Origin of the sequence: Proteus genomosp. 6 (genome assembly GCF_040139785.1) — a bacterium.
Classification (GTDB): domain Bacteria; phylum Pseudomonadota; class Gammaproteobacteria; order Enterobacterales; family Enterobacteriaceae; genus Proteus.
Genome location: NZ_JBEEVJ010000001.1, coordinates 449,820 through 473,533, shown reverse-complemented (window position 1 = coordinate 473,533; position 23,714 = coordinate 449,820). Strand labels below are relative to the sequence as shown.

General features: G+C 36.9%; 20 protein-coding genes and 1 tRNA gene. 7 read left to right on the top strand and 14 right to left on the bottom strand.

What is annotated here, in order from left to right:
- Positions 1-393 precede the first annotated feature (393 nt).
- From ABN212_RS02040 to ABN212_RS02030, 3 genes are read right to left on the bottom strand one after another with little or no spacing between them, the layout of a single operon-like run.
- Positions 394-1,617 carry an RtcB family protein gene (locus tag ABN212_RS02040; protein ID WP_349442790.1) on the bottom strand — a complete coding sequence of 408 codons (1,224 nt, stop codon included), beginning with the start codon at positions 1,615-1,617 and terminating at the stop codon, positions 394-396.
- Positions 1,614-2,753 (bottom strand): slipin family protein, encoded by a 1,140-nt coding sequence (locus ABN212_RS02035; protein WP_349442827.1) that lies wholly within the window; start codon positions 2,751-2,753, stop codon positions 1,614-1,616. The genes ABN212_RS02040 and ABN212_RS02035 overlap by 4 nt, the downstream gene beginning before the upstream one ends.
- A 31-nt stretch (positions 2,754-2,784) precedes the next feature.
- A complete protein-coding gene (locus tag ABN212_RS02030; protein ID WP_198619430.1) occupies positions 2,785-2,949 on the bottom strand; it encodes a hypothetical protein in 165 nt (54 codons plus the stop codon).
- A gap of 364 nt (positions 2,950-3,313) precedes the next feature.
- Between ABN212_RS02030 and rtcR the strand changes: the two genes are divergently transcribed.
- Complete coding sequence (rtcR, locus tag ABN212_RS02025; protein WP_349442789.1) at positions 3,314-4,906, top strand: RNA repair transcriptional activator RtcR; 1,593 nt, start codon at positions 3,314-3,316, stop codon at positions 4,904-4,906.
- A gap of 9 nt (positions 4,907-4,915) precedes the next feature.
- A complete protein-coding gene (gene rnz / locus ABN212_RS02020) occupies positions 4,916-5,833 on the top strand; it encodes a ribonuclease Z (RefSeq protein WP_349442787.1) in 918 nt (305 codons plus the stop codon).
- A gap of 83 nt (positions 5,834-5,916) precedes the next feature.
- On the opposite strand, the gene ABN212_RS02015 is transcribed toward rnz, so the two are convergent.
- Complete coding sequence (locus tag ABN212_RS02015) at positions 5,917-6,591, bottom strand: DUF421 domain-containing protein (RefSeq protein WP_198619428.1); 675 nt, start codon at positions 6,589-6,591, stop codon at positions 5,917-5,919.
- 275 nt (positions 6,592-6,866) lie between these two features.
- Here ABN212_RS02015 and ABN212_RS02010 point away from each other — a divergent pair, with 275 nt between their 5' ends.
- Both ABN212_RS02010 and betT read left to right on the top strand, forming a co-directional pair.
- A complete protein-coding gene (locus tag ABN212_RS02010) occupies positions 6,867-7,436 on the top strand; it encodes a hypothetical protein (RefSeq protein WP_198619427.1) in 570 nt (189 codons plus the stop codon).
- 366 nt (positions 7,437-7,802) lie between these two features.
- On the top strand, positions 7,803-9,806 hold the full coding sequence (gene betT, locus ABN212_RS02005) for a choline BCCT transporter BetT (protein WP_198619426.1): 2,004 nt from the start codon (positions 7,803-7,805) through the stop codon (positions 9,804-9,806).
- A 70-nt stretch (positions 9,807-9,876) separates the two neighbouring features.
- Here betT and hpaR read toward each other — a convergent pair whose 3' ends face one another.
- Positions 9,877-10,314, bottom strand: a complete 438-nt coding sequence (hpaR, locus tag ABN212_RS02000) for a homoprotocatechuate degradation operon regulator HpaR (RefSeq protein ID WP_109371512.1) — start codon at positions 10,312-10,314, stop codon at positions 9,877-9,879.
- A 593-nt stretch (positions 10,315-10,907) separates the two neighbouring features.
- Between hpaR and hpaC the strand changes: the two genes are divergently transcribed.
- Both hpaC and dtpB read left to right on the top strand, forming a co-directional pair.
- A complete protein-coding gene (hpaC, locus tag ABN212_RS01995; protein WP_198619425.1) occupies positions 10,908-11,426 on the top strand; it encodes a 4-hydroxyphenylacetate 3-monooxygenase, reductase component in 519 nt (172 codons plus the stop codon).
- A 597-nt stretch (positions 11,427-12,023) separates the two neighbouring features.
- Complete coding sequence (gene dtpB / locus ABN212_RS01990; RefSeq protein WP_198619424.1) at positions 12,024-13,511, top strand: dipeptide/tripeptide permease DtpB; 1,488 nt, start codon at positions 12,024-12,026, stop codon at positions 13,509-13,511.
- A gap of 143 nt (positions 13,512-13,654) precedes the next feature.
- Here the strand turns inward: dtpB and fbaA are convergent, their stop codons facing one another.
- The 9 genes from fbaA to dnaQ all read right to left on the bottom strand — a co-directional run bounded on the left by fbaA (position 13,655) and on the right by dnaQ (position 23,165).
- Complete coding sequence (gene fbaA / locus ABN212_RS01985) at positions 13,655-14,734, bottom strand: class II fructose-bisphosphate aldolase (protein ID WP_198619423.1); 1,080 nt, start codon at positions 14,732-14,734, stop codon at positions 13,655-13,657.
- A 63-nt stretch (positions 14,735-14,797) separates the two neighbouring features.
- The gene (gene pgk / locus ABN212_RS01980; protein WP_099074324.1) at positions 14,798-15,961 is read right to left on the bottom strand and encodes a phosphoglycerate kinase; all 1,164 of its coding nucleotides are present in this window, start codon (positions 15,959-15,961) and stop codon (positions 14,798-14,800) included.
- 87 nt (positions 15,962-16,048) lie between these two features.
- Positions 16,049-17,068: an erythrose-4-phosphate dehydrogenase gene (gene epd, locus ABN212_RS01975; protein WP_098940985.1), complete on the bottom strand. Its 1,020-nt coding sequence runs from the start codon at positions 17,066-17,068 to the stop codon at positions 16,049-16,051.
- A gap of 257 nt (positions 17,069-17,325) precedes the next feature.
- Positions 17,326-19,320 carry a transketolase gene (gene tkt / locus ABN212_RS01970; RefSeq protein WP_198619421.1) on the bottom strand — a complete coding sequence of 665 codons (1,995 nt, stop codon included), beginning with the start codon at positions 19,318-19,320 and terminating at the stop codon, positions 17,326-17,328.
- Positions 19,321-19,835: 515 nt separating this feature from the next.
- Positions 19,836-20,816, bottom strand: coding sequence for a hypothetical protein (locus ABN212_RS01965; RefSeq protein ID WP_349442784.1), 981 nt, complete (start codon positions 20,814-20,816; stop codon positions 19,836-19,838).
- Positions 20,817-20,864: 48 nt separating this feature from the next.
- Complete coding sequence (locus ABN212_RS01960) at positions 20,865-21,317, bottom strand: hypothetical protein (protein ID WP_198619419.1); 453 nt, start codon at positions 21,315-21,317, stop codon at positions 20,865-20,867.
- A 377-nt stretch (positions 21,318-21,694) separates the two neighbouring features.
- Positions 21,695-22,024 carry a hypothetical protein gene (locus tag ABN212_RS01955; protein ID WP_311748428.1) on the bottom strand — a complete coding sequence of 110 codons (330 nt, stop codon included), beginning with the start codon at positions 22,022-22,024 and terminating at the stop codon, positions 21,695-21,697.
- Between the two features lie 188 nt (positions 22,025-22,212).
- Positions 22,213-22,289: transfer RNA gene (locus ABN212_RS01950), tRNA-Asp, on the bottom strand.
- 123 nt (positions 22,290-22,412) lie between these two features.
- Positions 22,413-23,165 (bottom strand): DNA polymerase III subunit epsilon, encoded by a 753-nt coding sequence (gene dnaQ / locus ABN212_RS01945; RefSeq protein ID WP_198630210.1) that lies wholly within the window; start codon positions 23,163-23,165, stop codon positions 22,413-22,415.
- 65 nt (positions 23,166-23,230) lie between these two features.
- On the opposite strand from dnaQ, the gene rnhA reads away from it, so the two are divergent.
- Positions 23,231-23,713 (top strand): ribonuclease HI, encoded by a 483-nt coding sequence (gene rnhA / locus ABN212_RS01940; protein WP_023581088.1) that lies wholly within the window; start codon positions 23,231-23,233, stop codon positions 23,711-23,713.
- The last annotated feature ends 1 nt before the right edge of the window (position 23,714 follow it).

Genomic DNA, 23,714 nt, shown 5'->3' with positions numbered 1-23,714 from the left:
CTAAATAGAGTAGGCTATATTTTTTCAATAAGAATACAGTTAATTTTAATATAACTAAGAAAATTAGGAATTGTTTTATATTAAATAAATAATCACGATTGCAGGTATTAATAATTTATTAATAATCGTTTTCTAATTAAAGAATAACCCAATATCATTATTCTTTTTTTGATTATCTTTATTGGAAGGCAATAAATTTAATATCAGTCTTTATTTATTAATAATATTAAACATTATTTGTTTGATTTTTGATCAAGAAATAAGGGTCTTATTTAAAGAAAATATCTATTCTTAAAAATTTTATTCATTTGCATTCCATGCACACGCTTTCATATCTCACTATCCCCAACGTTATCGTTTGGGGATAGTTATTAATTTCCTTAAAAAATACAATTATCCTTTTACACAAACAACCTGTCGTAGTGTATGAACAACCTCAACAAGTGATAACTGAGCCTTCATAACAGCATCAATATCCTTATAAGCCATCGGAATTTCATCAATCACATCTTCATCTTTTCGACATTCCACATGTGCTGTTGCTCGAATTTGGTCTTCAACACTAAAAGCTTTTTTCGCTGCTGTTCGGCTCATTACGCGTCCTGCGCCATGACTACATGAACAGAAACTTTCGGCATTTCCTTTTCCTCTTACAATAAAGCTCTTAGCGCCCATTGAACCAGGGATGATCCCCATTTCACCTTTCTGAGCTGAAACGGCTCCTTTTCGAGTCACCAGTACTTCTTCGTCAAAGTGCATTTCCTTTTGTACATAGTTATGGTGGCAGTTCACCGCCTGTTGCTGTGTCGTAAAAGGTTTAGTTATTTGTGTCGATAATGCCGTCAACACGCGTTCCATCATAATTTCACGATTATGTCGGGCAAAATCCTGTGCCCATTCTACGGCTTCTATATAGTCATCATAGAAAAGCGTTCCTTCTTTTAAGTACGCTAAGTTTTTATCAGGCAAATTAGCGATATGTTCCCTCATATCTTCTTGTGCCATTTGTATAAATAACGTACCGATAGCATTACCAACACCACGAGAGCCACTATGTAGCATTACCCAAACATTATCTGATTCATCAAGACACAATTCGATAAAGTGGTTTCCTGTTCCTAATGTACCAAGGTGACGATAGTTATTCGTATTTCGTAAACGTGGGTACTTATCGGTTAAAACCTTAAAACGCCCTTCAAGTTGTTGCCAATGTTGATCAACAAGTTTAGGTGGGTTCTTCCATGAACCACGATCATTCCCTGATTGATAACTTGTTCTTCCATGAGGTACTGCTCTTTCTATTGCCGTTCTTATGGCAAATAAATTATCTGGTAGATCATTTGCGTGTAATGATGTTTTCACCGCAATCATTCCACACCCAATATCCACACCAACAGCAGCCGGAATAATCGCGCCTTTTGTTGGAATAACACTCCCGATTGTTGAACCTTTCCCTAAGTGAACATCTGGCATTACTGCCATATGTTTGAAAATAAAAGGCATCTTCGCGGTATTAATAAGTTGTTTTAGAGCATCTGCTTCAACAGGTACACCATTTGTCCACATTTTGATTTCAGCAGTTCCTGCTTCTTTTACTATTTGATGATCCAATATCATGCCTGTGCTCCTTTAATTTGTACTAACCCGTTTAATACTTGGTCTAAACCGCCATAAACGGAAATCTTATCAATACGTTCTGCAATACGTTCTACGGTTTCTAGCTCTTTTAATCGTAAGGCTACTGGATTGTTTTCCATCACTTTTGCCGTATTTAATAAAGAACGCGTTGCGGATGTCTCTTCTCTTCGACGAATAACATTAGCCTGTGCTGATTTTTCTGCCTCAACCACTTGCGCTAAAATCGTTTTCATTTCGCCTGGTAAAACAATATCTTTTACCCCTAATGAAGCCACTTCAATACCATATCCTTTAGCCACTTCACTGATTTTTTCACTCACTAAGGTGTCAATCAGCGTTTTATTCTCTAATAATTCATCTAATGTTCTTGTTCCTACGGCTTCGCGTAACGCAAACTGCAACTCTTTATATAAGAACTCAAGAGGTGAACTCAGTAATTGGTACGCTGAAAGCACATCGCTATAACGCCAACTTGCTGACAAATTAATGCGTAATGTTACTTTGTCTTTCGTTAAGATCTCTTGACCACTCACATCGAGTGTTTGTAAGCGCATATCAACAACCTCAACATCGACTTTGTGCTGATAACGCCAATAGCCTTTTAATCCCGGCGACAATAGTGATTGAACGTCACCATCAACACGGATAATGCCAGCATGCCATGTCGGAATATCCACACTTAATACACCTTCACTGCCTTTTACAGTTTGGTTACGTAATTTTGGATGCTGCAATTTTTTAACCAAAGTTGGCGAAACTTCCAATTCATTTGCTGACAACACTTCCATTGAGCGTTGTGCATAATTCCAATAGAGACGGCGAGTACTCGGCGCTAAGATCTCTTTGAGTGAGCTATTTTCATAGAGTAAGCCAATCTCTTCATCAGATAGCACAATATCAAAACAATATTCACTCACCCATTCTGGATGATATTGGCGTAAAAACTCGGCTTTCTCTTTTTCAATTGCAGGGCCGTTTAACTCCACCAGCTCAACACTTAATTGGCGACGAAGATCGAAAAATTTATGCTCACCAGCGACAAGGACGTCAATATACTCATCATCCTTCTTTAATAAACCCAGCTGTCCTTGTTTCACTTTTATTGTTGTTCTTATCATCATTGCTTCCTTTTGCTCTTCTTTATTATTAGCTTTCTTTTATTACCATTTTTATCGTGACTTGCTTTCCACGAACAAACTTGGCGAAATCGAAGGGAAAACAAGAGAGGAACGTTACTTTGTTTGTCTCTTCTTCTGCCTTCAATCCAGCGTAGTTGCTGGTGGATAAGCAAGGTGACGGTACTGCTGTCACAACGATTTTCTATCTTTAATTTTACATTTGGATTTGTAATGGTTTTTGGTGTCAGGAATCGAACCTGAAAATAACCCTCTTCACCTACAGAGTCCCGATGTGGAGGAACACATTTAGATAACACCACAGAGTGTTCTTTATGTGCCTACCAGATTTAAAATCTGCTCAAGACACTCATAATATTGCGAGGATCGTGCCAAGTTTTTAAATCTCACTAAAAATATTTTTAATTCATTGTTTTTATTTGAAAAAATACTTTTAACGTAATTTTTAAATATTTAGCCATTGAATTAAAAATGATAAAAACCTATCTTTTTATCTATACATTTATAAATATAGATAAAAAATAAGTAGGGATAACTTAATGAAACGCAAAGTGGTGATTGGTGTTTTAGGCACAACATTAGATAAACGAGGTAAAAGTCATAAAAGATGGAACTCATGGCGCCCAACAATTTCGATTTGCCATCAAAAAGATTTCCCCGTTAGTCGATTGGTCATGATCCATCAACCTAATGATTCAATGTTAGCGTCAAAAATCACTGAAGATATTCATACTGTCTCCCCTGACACAGAGGTATTACCTTACGAAATTGATATTTGTGATCCTTGGGATCTAGAAGAGGTTTATAGTCACTTTCTTGATTTTGCAGTAAATTACCCATTTGATACTGAAAATGAAGAATATTATGTACATATCACAACAGGTACGCACATTGCCCAGATTTGCTGGTTCCTCCTGACTGAAGCCCATTACTTACCTGCAAAACTATTACAAACCTCTCCTTCTTCTAAAATAGAAAATGAAGATGGCAGCAAAACAGTACAATCATCCACAGGTAGTTATGCTGTTATTGATCTCGATTTAAGCCGTTATACAAAACTAACGAGCCGATTTGAGCATTACCATAATGAGTCCCTCTCTTTCTTAAAATCGGGGATCGCCACACGTAATGAACGTTTTAATACTTTAATTGCTCAAATTGAACGTGTTGCATTGCGCTCCGTTGCGCCTATTTTATTAACAGGCCCTACAGGCGCTGGGAAATCATTCCTTGCTCAGCGTATTTATGAATTACGACAGTCTCGCCATTTTGTAAAAGGTCGTTTTATTGCTGTTAACTGTGCCACTTTGCGTGGTGACAATGCGATGTCCACTTTATTTGGGCATGTAAAAGGGGCATTTACAGGTGCATTACAAACCAGACAAGGATTATTAAGAGAAGCCGATAAAGGGATTTTATTTCTTGATGAAATTGCAGAGTTAGGACTTGATGAGCAAGCCATGTTACTTAAAGCGATAGAAGAGAAATCTTTTTATCCTTATGGCTCAGATACTGAGGTACAAAGTGATTTTCAGCTGATCGCAGGAACGCATCGTGATATGGACAAGCAAATTGCGAAAGGACTTTTCCGTGAAGATCTCTATGCAAGGATCAACTTATGGTCTTTTTCATTACCGGGTTTAGCCGATCGTAAAGAGGATATTGAGCCTAATATCGATTATGAATTGCATCACTTTGCAAAGCTTTATCAAAAGGCAATCCGTTTTAACGCTGATGCAAAATCACACTATATTCGATTTGCAACATCTGAACAGGCATTATGGCGTGGTAATTTCCGTGAACTTAGTGCTAGTATAACGCGAATGGCAACACTTGCCGAAAATGGTCGTATTACCCTTCCTCTTGTTGATGAAGAAATTAATCGTTTAAAACAAAATTGGGGAGTTGCTTCCTCTTCTTTATTTAATAGCACTGATATTGATCTTTTCGATCTTAGCCAACTGAATACCGTTATCAAAACGTGTCAGCAATCATCAACACTCTCAGAAGCTGGTAGAAAACTTTTCGCAGTATCAAGACAAAATAAAAAACAACCCAACGATGCCGATCGCCTACGTAAGTATCTTGCGAAATTCGATTTAAGTTGGGAACAAATTCGACATGGAGAATAATATTTCATTATGGAGCTCACTTTTTTAGGCACTAACGCAGGCGTTCCTTCTAAAGATCGCAATGTCACCAGTATGGTGCTCGATTTACAAAATAAACAAAAAAGTATGTGGATGTTTGATTGTGGTGAAGCGACACAACATCAAATATTGCATACCCGCGTGAAACTACCGCGTTTAAATAAAATTTTTATTACCCACTTACATGGCGATCATATTTTTGGTTTACCGGGATTACTTTGTAGTCGCTCAATGGGTGGAACGGAAACACTTTTAACAGTATATGGTCCTACGGGTATAAAAGCCTTTATAGAAACGTCGCTAACATTAAGCCAATCCTATTTAACTTACCCTATTAATATTGTTGAAATTGACAAAGCGGGTTTTCTTTTTGAAGAAGAAGGTATGAAAGTCAGTTGTGAGGCATTGTCTCACCCCGTACCTTGTTTTGGTTACCGCTTAGAAGAAGAAAACAAACCAGGTAAGTTAGATGCAGAAAAACTGAAAGCGGAAAATATTCCAGCAGGCTCTTGGTTACAAGACTTAAAGCAAGGCAAAACTATAACATTACCAGATGGACGAACAATTGATGGTAAAGACTATATTGGTGATGAAATAGAAGGTCGTTGTATTGCTATTTTTGGGGATACTCAACCTACACCTAATGCATTAAAGCTGGCTAATAATGCCGATGTTATTGTTCATGAAGCAACGTTTAAGCATGAAATGGCAGAGCAAGCAAATAGTCGCGGGCATTCAACAACTGTGCAAGCGGCAACATTAGCAAAAAAGGCTAATGCTAAAAAGCTGATTATTACTCATATTAGTAGCCGTTATTTACCCGAAGACTGCGTTGAGTTACTCAATGAAAGCCAACAGATCTTTAGCCATACTGAAATGGCTTCTGATTTTGAGGTATTTAAGTTGTAATGGCATTTTCGCTAAATAACAATGGCGGCATGATGTCGCCATTTCGCTATTCACAAATCATCCAACCATTGATTTAAACTTCTTTAATTATCCTTCAATAGCGCGGTACGTTTTATCTTTCCATCTTGCAAAATAAAATTCACTTTGCCATCCCAAAATTCCGCCAAAAAAACATCTTCTGGTTTATCAATATGTTGATTTTTCATCTCATCTTGTAGCCACACTTCGTCTTTTTCTATTTGCGCTAATTCTGATGTTCGAATAACTCCGTCTTTCATGACAATAATCGAAGGCATTTTTGCACCATCACATACCACCGTGATTTGTCCATCAGGTTCAATCTGGGCGTAATTGACTTCCTGATATGAATGAATACCTTGAGCATGAAGACGAGACGTGATGTTAAGAATGTCTATTTTATTTTTTTTCTCCATGATGTTTTCCATAATAAACTCTCCCTTCTTGATAATAGGAATAGGATTACCAATGGTCACTGCACGGAAAAAATTGAAATGTTTGCTGATATAATTAAGCAAAGAGATAAAACAGACACCAATTAAGAAGACGATAATATATTGATAAAGAGGGATCGCATCGGTATAAATTACCCCACCCATAATGCCACCGAGCACAAAATTACCAATAAAATCAATAGGTGTTAATTGGGAGAGTTGTGTTTTACCCGATAAATTCATATGGGCTAGTATGATAGTAAAACCAATAATAAATTTGATAACAACCAGAAAGTAATATTCCATTTGCGTCTCACATTTCCAATAATTTCTGCACTTATTATAAAGCAGAAAATCTCATCTAGATAAAAATCTAAATTATTTTTACTTTGTTTTTCATGGGATTTGACTAAGAAAAAACACTTAATATACTTAGGTTTGTTGATTTTAAGACTCGCACTATACTTATTAAGATAGTTTTGCCGTAATCTCTTACAATCAACGCAATAGTTTCTCGCCTTTTCTAGTTTTTACGCGGGATATCACTGAATTGTTTTTGAACACATATTTTGGAGAAAAAAATGAATAAAAAACTACTTACTTCATTGGTTCTAGCGGGTCTTGTTACCATTACAGCTGGTTGTGATGATTCATCTAAAAAAGTTGATGAAGGCATTGACAAGGCGAAAGAGACAGCAACTCAAGTCACCGAAACTGCGCAAGATAAAGCGAATGAATTAACTGAACAAGCCAAAGATAAAGCTGCTGACTTGAAAGAAGATGCATCAGCAAAAGCAGATGAATTAACACAACAAGCTCAAGAGCTAAAAGATAAAGCTGAACAAAAAGCAGCTGAGCTAAAAGATGCAAGTGCTGCAAAAGCTGAAGAAGTTAAGCAAAACCTAGAAGCTGAAGGTAACAAATTATCTGAAAAAGCCGCAGAGTTAAAACAAGATGCGAGTAAAACAGCAGATAACCTAATGCAAGAAGCAGGCAACAAAATTGATCAGCTAAAAGGTGATGCTGCAAAAACAAGTGATGATGTAAAACAGCAAGCCCAAGAAACTGAAAACAAAGCACTTGATAAAGCGGATCAATTAACCGATCAAGCGAAACAAAAAATTGATGAGTTAAAAACTGAAAACAAATAATCCGATTTCAGTTTTTTTGATGATTTGTGAGCCAGTAAATTTTTACTGGCTTTTTTTGTTCATAAAAAAGACAAGGGTTGATCGATTAAGCAAAAAATGTAACCATGTTCTCCTTTTTTCAACAGGAGAAACCTATTAAAGTGCGAAAGCACCTATAAACAAAAAACAGCAATAAATTGATTTAATTGTCATATTCTTCATCTTACGGAAAAAATAATTTACTTCCGTTCTTTTTATAAAACATCACACTAATTTGATGCTTTATTCAAATTTTCTTATGAACTTTTCTTTTCTGATCACATAGACAATCAGAAAATTGATAGCGAAAAGTCTCTTTCTAGGAAAATAACAAAAAATAGGTTAGCTATGAGTCAACAAAACGATATAACCCCTCAAAAAGTTAGGATGAAAATTAATCCTCCCGTTTTTTATACATCTGCATTATTAATTTTATTGGTCGTTGGCTTCTCTGCATTATTTCCAGAGCTGGCAAATGATAAACTCAGTCATCTTCAGGAAAATCTCTTCACGAATGCGAGTTGGTTCTACATTCTAGCCGTTGCATTGATTTTGCTGAGTGTGACTTATTTAGGGCTTTCTCGATTTGGTGAAATCAAATTAGGCCCTGATCACGCTCGCCCTCACTTTAGTTATTTTGCTTGGTTTGCCATGCTCTTTTCAGCAGGAATGGGGATTGGCTTAATGTTCTTTGGTGTTGCTGAACCTGTTATGCATTATCTGATGCCTCCAACCGGTGAAGCTCAAACCATAGAAGCCGCAAAAGAAGCCATGCGATTAACCTTTTTCCACTGGGGATTACATGCATGGGCAATTTACGCCATTGTCGCTTTGATCTTAGCTTTCTTCTCTTATCGCCATGGTTTACCGTTAACACTGCGTTCTGCACTTTACCCAATTATTGGTGATCGCATACATGGCCCAATTGGTCATGCTGTTGATATTTTCGCTGTTATGGGAACCGTATTTGGTGTCGCAACTTCCCTTGGTTTTGGTGTTCTACAAGTTAATGCGGGTTTAAACCACCTCTTTAATGTACCTATTAACCCAACGATTCAAGTCGTATTGATTGTTGTGATCACAGGGCTTGCAACCATTTCTGTTGTTTCTGGTTTAGAAAAAGGCATTCGTTTTTTATCTGAACTTAACTTAGGATTGGCGGTTATTCTTCTTTTATTAGTCATTATTCTCGGTCCAACTGTATTGATATTAAAATCATTTGTTGAAAATACAGGGGGATATCTATCCGAAATTGTCAGTAAAACCTTTAATCTTTATGCATACGAACCAAAATCGAGTGATTGGTTAGGGGGATGGACACTGCTTTATTGGGGTTGGTGGCTTTCATGGTCACCATTTGTAGGGATGTTTATCGCCCGTATTTCACGAGGTCGTACTATTCGTGAATTTGTTGTCGGTGTTCTGTTTGTTCCTGCTGGTTTTACTTTACTCTGGATGACCGTTTTTGGTAACACAGCGATTCATTTAATCAAAGATAAAGGGGCAGAAGCACTCGCCAATATCGTACAACAAGATGTGTCATTGGCTTTATTTGAGTTCTTAAATTATTTCCCATTCTCATCTGTTTTATCCTTCTTTGCGATGTTGATGGTCGTTGTCTTCTTTGTGACTTCAGCAGACTCAGGCGCGATGGTTGTTGATACTTTAGCTTCTGGTGGTGATAGCGAAACACCAGTATGGCAACGCATTTTCTGGGCGGGTTTAATGGGCGTTTCTGCAATTACTTTATTGTTAGCGGGTGGTTTAACTGCACTACAAACAGTAACCATTGCAAGTGCACTTCCCTTCTCGATAGTATTGCTTGCTTCTATTTATGGACTAATAAAAGCATTGCGAGTGGATGTATATAAACGTGATAGCCAACAACTCACGACAATTGCACCACCAGCAAGCCGCAATCCGATCCCTTGGCAACGCCGTTTAAGAAATATTGCCTATTTTCCTAAACGCTCTCATGTAAAACGTTTTATGGATGAAGTGATCCAACCCTCAATGGAAATGGTATCTGCTGAGTTAAGTAAGCAAGCAACGCAATGTTTTATCCATAATGAAGAAGATGATCGAATTGGTTTTGAAGTCGATTTAGGCGATGACATGAATTTCTTCTATGAAGTTCGCCTACGTTTTTATACTCAACCTGCCTTTGCTTTAGCTGGATTAAGTGATGAAGAAAAAGACGAAGAACATAAATATTATCGTGCTGAAATTCATTTAAAAGAAGGTGGGCAAGATTACGATGTAATGGGTTGGACGAAAGAACAAATCATTCACGATATTCTTGATCAGTACGAAAAACACATTCACTTTTTACATGTGTTAGGTAAACAATAATTCTATCCACTGATAAAAGTCCAAAAGGTGATGTGTTAAACATCACCTTTTTTCTTACTTTCAAGATAACTTATTTTTCAGCTTGCGCCGAGTCATCAGCCTCTAAAGCAATCAACTCTTTTAATAGACCTGACAGTCGCTGTAATTTTTCAGTGGAAAATTTTTGCTCAATTAATTGATAGCCCTTATCTATTTTAGGCTGAATTATGTCGTATAAATTTTGACCATTAGCAGAAAGAGAGACAAACAGCTTACGTTGGTCACTCACGGGTTTTAAGCGACAAATTAATTCGTCCCTTTCCATTCGAATCAGAATGCCCGTTAAACTAGGTCGAAGAATACACGCTTTTTGCGCTAATTCGTGAAAATCAATAGAACGCTTATCCGCAAGTACTCGAATAATCCGCCACTGCTGTTCTGTCAGATTATGCTCTTTGAGAACAGGTCGAAAAAAACCCATTGCAGATTCCCGAGCTTGTAATAGCGCGATAGTTAATGATTCATGCATAATCAAGAAGCTCTTTATATGGTGTTATAGGTGAAATGACAAAATATCACTCAATATAGACAGTGAAAAAGTACCGCTGTTTATGGTTTATAAAATGACTATATTCTAAGAATAGACTAATTGTTACAATTATTCATATTAACAAATAAATAAAGTTGACTCAATTTTTGCAATTTTCTTCCCTTTGTGCAATTTATCACCCACGTTCCTTTTTTAGGATTAATTTCATCTTCCGCAACATCTTGAGCTATACGCAATTTTTATGAATTGGCAATTTGTGTTATCTGTTTACCAATCAAAAAAAGTAGCCTAATTTGCCTATTATCCTACCTCTATATTAGGAATAATGGCGCTTAGCGATAAGGTTGTCTCACCGTTATTTGAGATAAAGTTAACGAGTTGTAACAAAGAAAGATTGCTATCTTTGTTCATGCGCGGTAGCGTTACGGCTTTAAAACAACGCAACAAAGAAACCGGCAATAACATCACAACTTTGTTAGCGAAGTAGTTAGGTGATTTTTTTAGTTATCTAACTAATAATTATTTTAAGTGAAGACGCCCACAGACGAGAAGTCTGGCAGTAGGAGTAAATAATGTCTGAGGAAAAACAGGCTAACCCACTTTTTCGGGATGCGATGGCAAGCTTAGGTGCTGCGGTCAATATCGTGGCAACAAATGGTGATGCGGGATGTTGTGGCTTAACAGCAACAGCTGTATGTTCTGTTACTGATAACCCGCCTACCGTGATGGTCTGCATCAACAGTAAAAGCCAAATGAACGCTATTTTTCAAGAAAATGGAAAATTAAGCATCAATATATTGAATCATGAGCAAGAAGAAATGGCATGTCATTTCGCCGGAATGACAGGGCTTGCGATGGCTGAGCGCTTTACCCAACCAGGATGGCAAAACGGACAATTACAACAACCCGTATTAACAAATGCGCTTGCCTGCCTAGAAGGTGATATTTATGATGTACGCCAAGTGGGTACACATTTTGTTTATATGACCGAAATTAAGAATATTTCGGTGCGTGAAGATGGTGATGGGCTTATTTATTTCAAGCGTCGTTTCCATTCTGTTAAAAATGAACAAGTACCAATCCCTGTTTAAATTTCACCTATTTTACCTCAAGATAAAAACGCACTTTTAATAAGGGCGTTTTTTTATTGATTATAATCACATCATAAATTAAATATTTATTTATATTAAATGAATATTTATTTAACTAAATAACATTCACTAGCGTTTAGATATTTATTAAATATTTATTAACATCTGTTTGTTATAAAAGATTAATTTTTAATTATAATGAAAAATTTCTTTCTAGAATCAATTAGTCACATAATCAAAAATATTTTCTCTCTACTTTTATCCTGTATCTTTATTTAATTTACTCAGATTAAAATACAAACAAATAATAATCTTCCTGATTATATTTTATACCAAAGATCAATTAAATGACTTTATTTTAAAATAAACTAATGAATATTTTTTTCAATCTGGTATTAATCTTACCCACAGTGTGATCAACCTTTGAGAAGTCATTCCATCAATATATTAGTCTACTCGACTTGCTGATTACCTTCTTAAATTTGCAAACATCACTCTAAATGCGACAGATAATGTTACCGTCGTGTAACATTCCTCGTGAATGTGAGTAAATAACATCGTTGTTGAAAATAAATAATAATTAGGGGCATTACAGATATGGATAAACCCGCTCAAGTCGGTTTATTACAACAGCCTAAACCATTCTTTATGATTTTCTTTGTAGAATTATGGGAACGTTTTGGTTACTACGGCGTACAAGGTATTCTTGCCGTTTATTTTGTTAGTAAACTCGGTTTCTCTCAAGAACAGGCTTTCATTACTTTTGGTGCATTCTCTGCACTGGTTTATGGGCTTATTTCTATTGGTGGTTATGTTGGTGACCACTTATTAGGAACAAAACGAACCATTGTTTTAGGTGCTATTGTTTTGGCTATCGGTTATTTCATGACTGGTATGTCAATTATGTATCCTAATTTAATTTTCTACGCATTGGGAACTATCGCAGTAGGTAATGGTTTATTTAAAGCCAATCCTGCAAGTTTATTAGCGAAATGCTATCCACCTAAAGATCCACGTCTTGATGGCGCATTTACGCTATTTTATATGTCGATCAATATCGGCTCATTAATTTCTTTATCTATCGCCCCGGTACTTGCTGAACGTTACGGATATGCACTGACTTATAATATCTGTGGTATTGGCTTGCTCATGGCGTTATTAGTTTATTTCTTCTGTCGTAAAATGGTTGCCAATATTGGTTCTGAACCAGACCATTTACCGATGAACTTTAGCAAACTGTTATTAGTTATTGCTGGCTCAATTGCTATGGTATTTGTTTGTGCATGGTTATTGCACAACGTTATGATTGCAAATATTGTCTTAGTTAGCTTGTCTATTATTGTTGTCTTCATTTATTTCCGTGAAGCGTTTAAACAAAAAGACAGAGTTGCTCGTAATAAAATGTATGTTGCATTTGTTCTGATGTTAGAAGCTGTTGTTTTCTACATTCTGTATGCTCAGATGCCAACTTCACTGAACTTCTTTGCTATTCATAATGTTCATCACACGCTTTTAGGCTTTGATATTAACCCTGTAAGCTTCCAAGCACTAAACCCATTCTGGATCATTATTGCTAGCCCAATCCTTGCTATCGCTTACAGCCATTTTGGCGCGAAAGGTAAAGATTTCTCAATGCCAGCGAAGTTTACTGCTGGTATGCTTCTGTGCTCATTAGGATTCCTTACAGCGGCAGCATCAGGTATGTGGTTTGCCGATGCTCAAGGCTTAACATCACCTTGGTTTATCGTTCTGGTTTACTTATTCCAGAGCTTAGGTGAACTGATGATCAGTGCGTTAGGTTTAGCAATGGTTGCAGCATTCGTACCACAATACATGATGGGCTTTATTTTAGGTATGTGGTTCTTAACACAAGCCACGGCTTATCTGTTAGGGGGTTATGTAGCGACTTTCACAGCAGCACCAGAAGGTATTACTGATCCACTACAAACATTACCTATTTACACTGATGTATTTGGTAAAATTGGTATTGTGACCTTAATTGTTGGTTTAGTGATGTGGGCAACAGTACCTTTACTGAACCGCATGATGAAAGAAGAAAGCAAAGACGTTAAAGTCGCTGGCTAATCTTTCAATCAATATCTAATTGAATATTAAGCGCCTATTTATAGGCGCTTTTATTTTGGGCTAAGAAGATTATTCTCTTTTTGCTAGCCATAAAAAAACCCGCTAAATAAGCGGGTTTAGTTTAATCATTAAGAATGATTCAATTACAGAACATCAATTGCATTCAGTTCTTTAAAGGCTTGTTCTAAACGAACAACCATTGATGCTTGTGCTTGACGTAACCAGTTACGTGGGTCGTAGTATTTCTTGTTAGGTTTATCAGCACCTTCTGGGTTACCTAACTGACCTTGCAGATAACCTTCGTTCTTTTTGTAGAACTGTAAGATACCATCCCAAGTTGCCCACTGAGTATCTGTATCGATATTCATTTTGATAACACCATAGCCAACAGCTTCTTTGATTTCTTCTGCTGAAGAACCGGAGCCGCCGTGGAATACGAAATCTAAGCTATTGTGTGGTAAGTTGAATTTTTCTGATACGTAGTCTTGTGAGTTACGTAGAATTTTTGGCGTTAACTGAACGTTACCTGGTTTATAAACACCGTGAACGTTACCGAAAGATGCCGCGATAGTGAAACGAGGGCTTACCGCACTCAGTTTTTCGTATGCGTAAGCAACATCTTCTGGTTGAGTATAAAGCGCAGAGCTGTCCATACCCGTGTTATCAACACCGTCTTCTTCACCACCCGTACAGCCTAATTCGATTTCTAAAGTCATATCGATTTTAGCCATACGCGCTAAATATTTAGCACAGATTTCGATGTTTTCTTCTAATGACTCTTCAGATAAGTCAATCATGTGAGAAGAGAACAGTGGTTTGCCTGTTTTAGCGTAGTGTTTCTCACCAGCATCTAACAGACCATCAATCCATGGTAATAATTTTTTCGCACAGTGGTCAGTATGCAGGATAACAGGAACGCCGTAATATTCAGCCATTTGGTGCACATGGTGAGCACCTGAAATTGCGCCTAAAATAGCAGCTTGCTGTGGTACATCAGATTTAAGACCTTTACCTGCGATAAATGCAGCACCACCGTTAGAGAACTGTACAATAACAGGAGAACGAACTTTCGCAGCAGCTTCTAACACAGCATTGATTGAGTCAGTACCTACACAGTTAACCGCAGGCAGAGCAAATTTATTTTCTTTTGCTACCGCAAATACTTTTTGTACATCATCACCAGTGATGACACCCGGTTTCACGAAATCAAAAACTTTAGACATGTAATAAGATCCTATATTTGGAACAGGTAGAAAATAACTTTCTACCTGTATGAGCTGACTTAATTACTGTTTAGCGCGTTCTTCTAACATTGCAACAGCAGGAAGTTTTTTACCTTCAACGAATTCTAAGAAAGCACCACCACCGGTTGAAATGTAAGAGATTTTGTCTGCGATATCAAATAAATCAATAGCAGCCAGCGTATCACCACCACCTGCGATAGAGAATGCTTCACTATCTGCGATTGCATTAGCAATGATTTCTGTACCTTTGCGGAAGTTAGGGAATTCAAACACACCGACTGGACCATTCCACAGGATAGTTTTCGCGTTTTTCAGGATCTCAGCTAAACGTTCTGCCGTCACATCACCGATATCCAGCACTTGTTCATCATCTTTGATGTCACTTGCTGATTTTAAAACAGCTTCAGCAGTTTCAGAGAACTCAGTTGCAACACGAACATCACTTGGTACTGGAATATCACATTTTTCCATCAGTTTTTTAGCATCATCAACAAGGTCTGCTTCATATAAAGAACGACCTACTGGATGGCCTTCTGCTGCGATAAAGGTATTTGCGATACCACCACCAACGATTAATTGGTCAGCAATTTTTGATAAAGAATCTAATACAGTCAGTTTAGTTGAAACTTTAGAACCACCAACAATCGCAACCATTGGGCGAGCAGGTTTATCTAATGCTTTACCTAATGCTTCAAGCTCTGCTGATAACAGAGGACCCGCGCAAGCAACTTGTGCAAATTTAGCAACACCATGAGTTGATGCTTGAGCACGGTGAGCGGTACCAAATGCATCCATGACGAAAACATCACATAATGCAGCGTATTGCTTAGACAGAGTTTCGTCGTCTTTCTTTTCGCCTTTGTTAAAACGAACGTTTTCAAGAACAACTAATTCACCTGCATTGACTTCAACACCATTTAAATAGTCTTTAGCAAGGCTAACTGGTGCAGTTAATTTATCTTTCAGATAGTCAACAACTGGTTTTAAAGAGAACTCTTCGTTGTACTCACCTTCAGTAGGACGACCTAAGTGAGAAGTTACCATCACTTTAGCGCCTTGTTTTAACGCGGCTTCAATTGTTGGTAAAGAAGCACGGATACGCGCATCTGAAGTCACTTTACCATCTTTAACTGGAACGTTCAGGTCAGCACGGATAAGAACTCGTTTACCCGCTAGGTCTAAATCGGTCATCTTAATTACAGACATGATGAATCCTCTCATTGATTCTCTAAAATTTAGTAATCTTCTGTTCAGTGCCTTGTATTATTACGCGACACCGTCATTAAAACATGATTATTTAAAACCAGTTGCAGCCATTGCTAACGTTGTATCAAGCATTCTGTTAGCAAAGCCCCATTCATTATCACACCAGACTAAAGTCTTGATCAGGTGTTGCCCACTGACTCTTGTTTGTGTGCCATCAACGATTGCACTATGAGGGTCGTGGTTAAAATCAGTTGAGACTAATGGCAATTCTGTGTAATCCACTATACCACGAAATGCGCCAGTTGCTGATTTTTGAATTAACCGATTGACATCTAACACATTTACAGCAGTTTTTACAGTGACACTTAAATCAATTGCCGTCACATTAATTGTAGGAACTCGTACAGAAATTGCCTCAAAATGATCCTTAAATTTCGGGAAAATTCGAGTAATTCCTGCCGCCAATTTCGTATCAACAGGAATAATAGATTGTCCTGCTGCACGAGTACGGCGTAAATCCTTATGGTATGCATCAATCACAGGTTGATCGTTCATGGCTGCATGGATTGTGGTTACTGTTCCTGACTCTATATTAAACGCGTCATCCATCATTTTAATGATGGGAATAATGCAATTTGTTGTACAAGATGCGTTTGAAACAATTCGGTGCTCTTTTTTAAGTTCGTGTTGATTCACACCAAAAACGACAGTTGCATCTAAATCCGTTGTACCGGGATGAGAAAAAAGTACTTTCTTTGCGCCTTGTGCAATATGCGCTTCGCCATCAGCTCGTGAGCCGTAAGCACCACTACAATCAAGTACAACATCAATACCAAGTTCACCCCAAGGTAAATCAGTAATATCAGCGTGATGAAATAAACGAATAGTATCATCACCCACTTGCAATAAATCGTTATTAATTCGTACATCCCAAGCAAAACGTCCGTGGCTGGAGTCATACTTGAGAAGATGCCCAATACCTTGTGCATCAGCCAATTCATTTATTGCAATAACTGTTATTTCAGCTCGTTTACCTGATTCATAAAGCGCTCTTAACACATTACGCCCTATACGACCAAAACCGTTAATAGCGACTCTGATTGTCATGTGACTTCCTTGATAACTCGTGATTTGCAACCGCTTAGAATAATAGAGCAAGATACTAATCAACAACGATAAATCAAGTAAATCTAGAAATTGTGCAGTCACCGACATTTTAGGATTAACTGAAACGGTTCAGCTTACTGATAATCAGATTACGAGAAATGAGAGAAGATCGCAATAGTAAACAAAGATGGAAGGATAAAAAAAGAGCACATCTGAGAAATTCTTCCCAAAAATGTGCTCTTGTTAACATTTATTGATTATTTAAGTAAAGATTTTGCCTGTGTAACCACATTTTCAACAGTAAAACCAAACTCTTCAAATAACTCGTTTGCAGGTGCAGATTCACCGAAGCTACGCATACCTACAATCGCGCCATCTAAACCAACATACTTGAACCAGTAGTCAGCAATACCTGCTTCGATAGCAACACGCGCTTTCACTGATGCTGGTAATACTGCTTCACGGTAATCTGCATCTTGTTTATCAAATGCATCTGTTGCTGGCATAGAAACAACACGTACTTTACGGCCTTCAGCTGTCAGTTGTTCATAAGCGCTAACCGCTAATTCAACTTCAGAACCTGTTGCAATAAAGATTAATTCTGGAGTACCAACGCAATCTTTCAGGATGTAACCACCCTTCTCGATATTTGCCAGTTGCTCTGGAGTACGTGGTTGTTGCGCAAGGTTTTGACGAGAGAAGATCAGAGCTGTTGGACCATCTTTACGATCAATTGCATATTTCCATGCAACAGCTGATTCAACTTGGTCACATGGACGCCATGTGCTCACGTTTGGAGTTACACGCAGGCTTGCCATTTGCTCAACAGGTTGGTGAGTTGGACCATCTTCACCCAGACCGATAGAGTCATGAGTATAAACAAAGATACTGCGGATCTTCATCAGTGCGGCCATACGTACAGCATTACGTGCATATTCCATAAACATCAGGAAGGTAGCACCGTAAGGAACAAAACCGCCATGTAGTGCAATACCGTTCATGATTGCAGACATACCGAATTCACGTACACCGTAATGGATGTAGTTACCCGCTTTGTCTTCGTTCAGCGCTTTAGAACCAGACCACATAGTCAGGTTACTTGGTGCTAAGTCCGCAGAACCGCCCATGAATTCTGGTAATACTTTACCGAATGCTTCTAATGCATTTTGAGACGCTTTACGGCTTGCAATGCTTGAAGGGTTTTGTTGCAGATTTTCAATAAATGCTTTGGAATCTTTTTCCCAGTTTGCTGGTAATTCACCAGAAACACGGCGTTTGAATTCAGCCGCTAATTCAGGGAATTGTGCTGCGTATGCAGCAAATTTAGCATCCCATGCAGCTTCTTTTGCTTTACCCGCTTCTTTCGCATCCCACTCTTTATAAATTTCTTGTGGAATTTCGAATGCGCCGTATTCCCAGCCTAACGCTTTACGTGTTTCAGCGATTTCTGCATCACCTAATGGGGAACCGTGAGAATCAGCAGTACCAGCTTTATGAGGAGAACCAAAACCGATAGTGGTTTTACAAATCAGCAGTGAAGGTTTGTCAGTGATTTGTTTTGCTGCTTCAACAGCTGCTTTAATGCTTGCTGCATCGTGGCCATCAATACCACTGATTACATGCCAGCCATAAGCGTCGAAACGTTCTGCTGTGTTATCAGTAAACCAACCATGCACTTGACCATCAATAGAGATGCCATTGTCATCATAGAATGCAATCAGTTTACCTAATTGTAATGTTCCCGCTAAAGAACACGCTTCGTGGGAGATACCTTCCATCATACAACCATCACCCATAAAGGCGTAGGTGTAATGGTCAACAATGTCATGACCAGGACGGTTAAATTGAGCCGCTAATGTACGTTCTGCAATAGCAAAACCCACTGCGTTTGCAATACCTTGACCTAAAGGACCCGTTGTTGTTTCAACACCTGGGGTATAACCATATTCTGGGTGACCTGGTGTTTTAGAATGCAATTGACGGAAGTTTTTCAGATCATCTAAAGAAACTTCATAACCAGACAGGTGCAGTAAGCTGTAAATCAGCATTGAAGCATGACCATTAGATAAAACGAAGCGGTCACGATCAGCCCAGTTAGGGTTAGTTGGGTTATGATTTAAAAAATCACGCCATAATACTTCTGCAATATCAGCCATACCCATAGGGGCGCCAGGGTGTCCTGATTTCGCTTTTTGCACAGCATCCATACTTAAAAAACGGATCGCATTAGCAAGGGTTTTACGAGTGGTCATTTTCTACTCCAAGTCGGATAAAAAGCATCTAGATAGCTGATTCTCTCAATGCGGGCCAAAAACCGCAATATAAAAAATCCACAAAGGTGGCTATCGTAATTAGCATAAAGCAATAATTCTTTGATTTGCACAGCATTTTTTACAATCAAAGCGGAAAATAACATTACACCACCGCATTGTTGCGCAACAAAAGGAAAAAGAGACAATAATTTGCGCAATTGAGAAGCGTGCTATTAAACCCTAGCTTGATATGACTAATCAAGATAAAATTTCATTGCTGAATTATCCATCAAATCAAATAAATACCGTATTTGTGTTAATTATAGCCTAATAACTGACTGGACTTGTTATCAGGAAGTAGAATTATACAAATTTTAAAAAGATAAAAAGCAGATAATTCACTGATTCAGTAATAAAAATCCTATTTACATCATATATAAATAAAAGGAAAACATCGCGTAACACAGTTGTTACCCCTTTTATAAAAATAACTTATTTATATATTCTACTTATTTTTAATTAATTTTAGATAAGTAATATTCTAAGTGTAATTCCTTAAAATCTTCTTTTCTGACAAAAAAATGCAAATCAATAATTGATTTCAATAATAGAAAAAATTTTAAATTATCTCTTCTACAAAAAGCTTTTAATTTCAAAATTTCATTTGGATTGTTTTTCAAAATATAATAATTATAATTCATGATGATCATTTTAGACACAAAGACATTGAGTGCTGATTGATCTTTACTTAAGAAACTGGCTAATATTTTAAATATTTTATCCGTATCATTTTTATACGCTTTGATAAATTTCTCAGGTGATAGATAAATTAAACATTGATCTTCTAGTGTAAAAACAAAGTTTTCATCTTTCTCTAGAAGAAAATTAACGATCTCTATTTGTTGTTTTTTAATTATATTAAAATCATCATGATGTTTTTCATTACTGTATTTTAATACAAGATCATAAGTTACATTAATTAGCTCGTCAGCTTTTATTACTTCATCACTAGAATAACGAAAGTAGAGTTTATTATCTTTAATAATAAAATAATGATAATAAAAATCAGCAAATCCCATATCATAGAATAAATAATTAATAAGTTCGGTTTTATAGGTATTCTCTTTTTCTTTACCTAAAAAAGAAAGATCGGATTTTAATTGCGAAACAATATAGCTTGAAAATAAATTTTTATTATAAAAATTTTCATTTCTATTTATAGATAATAAATTAGGTAATATTCTCAGAAAAGAAAAAAATTGATAATAATTTTGATCATAAGGTTCATCACTAATAATCTCATCTATTTTTTTTGAATTAAAAAGCTCATTCCACCACGAAAGATAAAGAGCTGATTTATTTTTTAGTTTTACTGAAATAAATTCATCCAATTCCCCCTCCCAAGGCTGTAAAAATAAAATACCATGTTCAAAAGAAAGCGCTCTTGGATTAAATAATTTTCTTAATTTATATTGATAAATTTTAGTGATATCCATTTCTCTACGTCCTTACGTTATTATAAAACCTTAAAAAAACCAGCAAATTTAAATAGTTATTACTTTATTATGGTAGATCCCTATTGGCCAATATCCTTGATAGTAGATATTAACAATATTTTCCCAGTTGTCTCCAAGGGAAAAGTATTTTTCTGATAAGTATTGCCGAAATGCGTAACTAATCGCATTTTTAGCTGCAATATTGAAATCATGGGCATCATATTGAAATGGAGTACACGGGATATTTTTCACGCTATCCATCACACAACGCGTTATCTTTATACGTTGTTCTATTAATGCCTTAGGTAGAGTTTGCTTTGTATAAAAAGGATCATCTTGAGTTGGTGAGGTAGGTAACCATATAAAATCTAACTCAGAGAGCAATAAACTCTCCAGACCTGAAAATAAAATCACATTATCAGCCTGTAAATCCGCTTTTCCCATATTAGAAAAAAAAGCGGAGCTCTCTATTTTGTGTCGTACTTCGTCAAAAAAAATCATGATTAATCGGCTCAATAAACTCAACATCAATTCTATCAACAGTCACAGTAATATACTGATTTTCAAAATATGTGTAATGATAAAAAAGATCATCTTCAAAGACTAAATTAGCAACAATCAATTTGTTATCGAACAACATTCCAGTAAGTTGGTAAGAAAACGTATTTTCTATTAAACAAATTCCATTACTTTCCTTAAAATAAAAATATTGATGAGCCGTTATAAATTCGATATTCAGACTATGTAACGAACAAAGATCAACAAATTTTTGGGAAATAACTAATCAACCGATTTTTCATCCCTTTTACATCAATAAGTGCGCCTTATGTATTAGCAATAAAACCAAACTTATAAAATGTCATTATTTCTCCTTAGGATCAGTACCAACGTCCCATAGGTGAATTCTCTCTCAGATTTTTATCAATCAATTCTGGTGTGATAATATTTTGTTCAATAACAGGAAGCATAATTTCATCTAGAATTTCGCGATCAATATGACAACCTGTATTATGAAATATAAGGGTTAGCGCTTTATCAATTAATGCTTGCTCATCATATTTTTTTATTTCAAGAATAAATTGAACAATCGCTTGTTTTATCTCTTTATTTTTACTGTATTCGGCTTGTTCCGTTTCGAATTCTTGATAATAAAAGTTATCGAGTTCTTTGGATAGCGTATTTAAACGTAAACGAAATTCCTGCTTCATAAATGAATCCTAAATATACCTAAGAGTATGATTTGATGTCTTTTATCAATAGCAAACCATCCTTATAAATAAAGATAAGAAATAGCATGATTAAGACAGATAAGCAAAGTGCTTTAGTTTGATAAAAGGAACAGTTTGATAGGCTATAAACGCAAAAACCCCAGCATAAATGCTGGGGTTTGGAATGTTGGCGGAACGGACGGGACTCGAACCCGCGACCCCCTGCGTGACAGGCAGGTATTCTAACCAACTGAACTACCGCTCCGCGTATCCTTTCGGATGAGGTGAATATTACGAATCTCTTGCCTTGTCGTCAACTGTTTTTCTAACAAAAAGATGCATTTGGATAATTTTTAATCTCAACTTACTCTTTGTGCTTTTTTTATATTCAAACAGTCTCATCATTTGGTGCAGGACGCCATAAACAATGCCCGCCTTTCTTCTCAACTAAATCTAATCGAGACTCATGCTCAGCAAGTTCATCTGCGGTTGCTCTTATTATTCTTAATCCTGAAACTGGGCGCTCGATACGCTGAATATCATTTTGCTCTTGCTCGTTACTTGATTCGCCTTCCATTGAAAATGCCAATGCTGTTTGTCCACCGGTCATAGCCAAGTAAACATCAGAAAGTATTTCAGCATCCAATAACGCGCCGTGAAGAGTACGTTTAGAGTTATCTATTAAGTATCTATCACATAAAGCATCAAGATTATTTCGTTTACCAGGAAATAATGCCCTTGCCATTGCAAGGCTATCGGTAATTTGGCAGAACGTTTCAGTAGGCGGAATATCACGATTAAGCTTTCTAAACTCATAATCCATAAAGCCGATATCGAACGATGCATTATGAATGATCAGCTCTGCGCCACGAATATATTCTAAAAACTCATCGGCAATATCAGCAAAAGAAGGACAATCCTCTAAAAATTCATCACTAATACCGTGAACTTCAAACGCTTCAGGATCAACTAATCTTTCAGGCTTAATATAAACATGGAAATTTCGCCCTGTTAGTCGACGATTGATAACCTCTACGGCACCAATTTCAATGATATTATGACCTTCATAATGAACGCCCAGCTTATTCATACCGGTGGTTTCGGTATCAAGTACAATTTGTCGTGTGATTGGAGTGCTCATAATCCGTTTTTATGTCAGACTTAGGGTTAGTTTTTCGTATTAATCAAAAAGGATAAGTCGCCTTTATGCACAAGCAGGTAGAAATATTCACCGATGGTTCATGCTTAGGCAACCCAGGCCCTGGTGGTTATGGCGCTATTTTACGCTATCAACAACATGAAAAAACCCTAAGTGAAGGTTTTTTTATGACCACCAATAACCGAATGGAACTTCTTGCCGCTATCGTAGCATTAGAAACATTAAAATTCCCTTGTAAAATTACACTGACAACAGATAGCCAATATGTCAGACAAGGTATCACGCAGTGGATCCATAGCTGGAAAAAGCGCCAATGGCGCAAAGCAGACAAAAGCCCTGTGCTTAATGTCGATTTATGGAAACGCTTAGATAGTGCTATTACTCGTCATGAAATTGAATGGCATTGGGTAAAAGGCCATGCAGGTCATGATGAAAATGAACGTTGTGATGAATTAGCAAAAACGGCGGCTCAATCACCTACACAAGAAGATACTGGCTATATTGAAAGCCAGAAAGATAAAACACAATGAA

What these genes read in the sequence shown, in the direction of transcription:
- ABN212_RS01960 (WP_198619419.1), bottom strand. Translation starts at nt 21,317, where the DNA reads ATGATTTTTTTTGACGAAGTACGACACAAAATAGAGAGCTCCGCTTTT.
- tkt (WP_198619421.1), bottom strand. Translation starts at nt 19,320, where the DNA reads ATGACCACTCGTAAAACCCTTGCTAATGCGATCCGTTTTTTAAGTATG.
- ABN212_RS02040 (WP_349442790.1), bottom strand. Translation starts at nt 1,617, where the DNA reads ATGATATTGGATCATCAAATAGTAAAAGAAGCAGGAACTGCTGAAATC.
- ABN212_RS01955 (WP_311748428.1), bottom strand. Translation starts at nt 22,024, where the DNA reads ATGAAGCAGGAATTTCGTTTACGTTTAAATACGCTATCCAAAGAACTC.
- hpaC (WP_198619425.1), top strand. Translation starts at nt 10,908, where the DNA reads ATGTCTGAGGAAAAACAGGCTAACCCACTTTTTCGGGATGCGATGGCA.
- epd (WP_098940985.1), bottom strand. Translation starts at nt 17,068, where the DNA reads ATGACAATCAGAGTCGCTATTAACGGTTTTGGTCGTATAGGGCGTAAT.
- dnaQ (WP_198630210.1), bottom strand. Translation starts at nt 23,165, where the DNA reads ATGAGCACTCCAATCACACGACAAATTGTACTTGATACCGAAACCACC.
- rnhA (WP_023581088.1), top strand. Translation starts at nt 23,231, where the DNA reads ATGCACAAGCAGGTAGAAATATTCACCGATGGTTCATGCTTAGGCAAC.
- rtcR (WP_349442789.1), top strand. Translation starts at nt 3,314, where the DNA reads ATGAAACGCAAAGTGGTGATTGGTGTTTTAGGCACAACATTAGATAAA.
- fbaA (WP_198619423.1), bottom strand. Translation starts at nt 14,734, where the DNA reads ATGTCTAAAGTTTTTGATTTCGTGAAACCGGGTGTCATCACTGGTGAT.
- ABN212_RS01965 (WP_349442784.1), bottom strand. Translation starts at nt 20,816, where the DNA reads ATGGATATCACTAAAATTTATCAATATAAATTAAGAAAATTATTTAAT.
- pgk (WP_099074324.1), bottom strand. Translation starts at nt 15,961, where the DNA reads ATGTCTGTAATTAAGATGACCGATTTAGACCTAGCGGGTAAACGAGTT.
- ABN212_RS02015 (WP_198619428.1), bottom strand. Translation starts at nt 6,591, where the DNA reads ATGGAATATTACTTTCTGGTTGTTATCAAATTTATTATTGGTTTTACT.
- betT (WP_198619426.1), top strand. Translation starts at nt 7,803, where the DNA reads ATGAGTCAACAAAACGATATAACCCCTCAAAAAGTTAGGATGAAAATT.
- dtpB (WP_198619424.1), top strand. Translation starts at nt 12,024, where the DNA reads ATGGATAAACCCGCTCAAGTCGGTTTATTACAACAGCCTAAACCATTC.
- ABN212_RS02010 (WP_198619427.1), top strand. Translation starts at nt 6,867, where the DNA reads ATGAATAAAAAACTACTTACTTCATTGGTTCTAGCGGGTCTTGTTACC.
- rnz (WP_349442787.1), top strand. Translation starts at nt 4,916, where the DNA reads ATGGAGCTCACTTTTTTAGGCACTAACGCAGGCGTTCCTTCTAAAGAT.
- hpaR (WP_109371512.1), bottom strand. Translation starts at nt 10,314, where the DNA reads ATGCATGAATCATTAACTATCGCGCTATTACAAGCTCGGGAATCTGCA.